Source organism: Brevibacillus sp. FIR094, from assembly GCF_050477165.1.
Lineage (GTDB): Bacteria > Bacillota > Bacilli > Brevibacillales > Brevibacillaceae > Brevibacillus.
Genome location: NZ_JBEAES010000078.1, coordinates 1 through 1,521, shown reverse-complemented (window position 1 = coordinate 1,521; position 1,521 = coordinate 1). Strand labels below are relative to the sequence as shown.

At 53.8% G+C, this 1,521-nt stretch carries 1 rRNA gene; it reads right to left on the bottom strand.

Annotation, left to right across the window (positions count from 1 at the left end):
* Positions 1–1,519: ribosomal RNA gene (locus ACQ5DJ_RS29845) — 23S ribosomal RNA — on the bottom strand; the annotation flags it as partial.
* Positions 1,520–1,521: the final 2 nt, after the last annotated feature.

Here is a 1,521-nt window from a genome sequence, read left to right as displayed (position 1 = left end):
CTGCTTGGACGGCCATCCAATAGGCCGCTCACCCTATCCTCCTGCGTCACGCCATTGCTCAAGCGGAACAGAGGTGGTACAGGAATATCAACCTGTTGTCCATCGCCTACGCCTTTCGGCCTCAGCTTAGGTCCCGACTAACCCTGGGAGGACGAGCCTTCCCCAGGAAACCTTAGGCTTTCGGTGGACAAGATTCTCACTTGTCTTTTCGCTACTTACACCGGCATTCTCACTTCCAAGCGCTCCACCGCTCTTTCCAGTACGGCTTCACTGCTGCTTGGAACGCTCCCCTACCCAGTCCGTAAGGACTGCCATAGCTTCGGTGATACGTTTAGCCCCGTTACATTTTCCGCGCAGAGTCACTCGACCAGTGAGCTATTACGCACTCTTTAAATGGTGGCTGCTTCTAAGCCAACATCCTGGTTGTCTGGGCAACTCCACATCGTTTCCCACTTAACGTATACTTGGGGACCTTAGCTGATGGTCTGGGCTGTTTCCCTTTTGACGATGGATCTTAGCACTCACCGTCTGACTCCCGGACATAAGTCATTGGCATTCGGAGTTTGACTGAATTCGGTAACCCGATGAGGGCCCCTAGTCCAATCAGTGCTCTACCTCCAAGACTCTAAATTCCGAGGCTAGCCCTAAAGCTATTTCGGGGAGAACCAGCTATCTCCGAGTTCGATTGGAATTTCACCGCTAGCCACACCTCATCCCCGCACTTTTCAACGTGCGTGGGTTCGGGCCTCCAGTAGGTGTTACCCTACCTTCACCCTGGACATGGCTAGATCACACGGTTTCGGGTCTACGGCAGCGTACTATCGCCCTATTCAGACTCGCTTTCGCTGCGGCTCCGTCTCTTCAACTTAACCTCGCACGCTACCGTAACTCGCCGGTTCATTCTACAAAAGGCACGCCGTCACCCTTTTAACGGGCTCCGACTATTTGTAAGCACACGGTTTCAGGTACTATTTCACTCCCCTCCCGGGGTGCTTTTCACCTTTCCCTCACGGTACTGGTTCACTATCGGTCGCTAGGTAGTATTTAGCCTTAGCAGATGGTCCTGCCAGATTCACACGGGATTTCACGTGTCCCGCGCTACTCGGGGTTGGTCTCGGAGAGACGCGCGTTTAGGTTACGCGACTATCACGCTCTATGGTCAGCTTTCCCAAGCTGTTCACCTACGCGCGTCTTTTGTAACTCCATGTGAGACGCCCCACAACCCCGCCGGGTAAACCCGACGGTTTAGGCTCTTCCGCGTTCGCTCGCCACTACTGACGGAATCACTATTGTTTTCTCTTCCTCCGGCTACTTAGATGTTTCAGTTCACCGGGTCTGCCTTCTCATCACCTATGTATTCAGTGAAGGATACCATCCCATTACAGATGGTGGGTTACCCCATTCGGAGATCCCCGGATCAAAGCGTGCTTACCGCTCCCCGAGGCTTATCGCAGTTCGCTGCGTCCTTCTTCGGCTCCTAGCGCCAAGGCATCCACCGTGTGCCCTTAGTAACTTAACCAC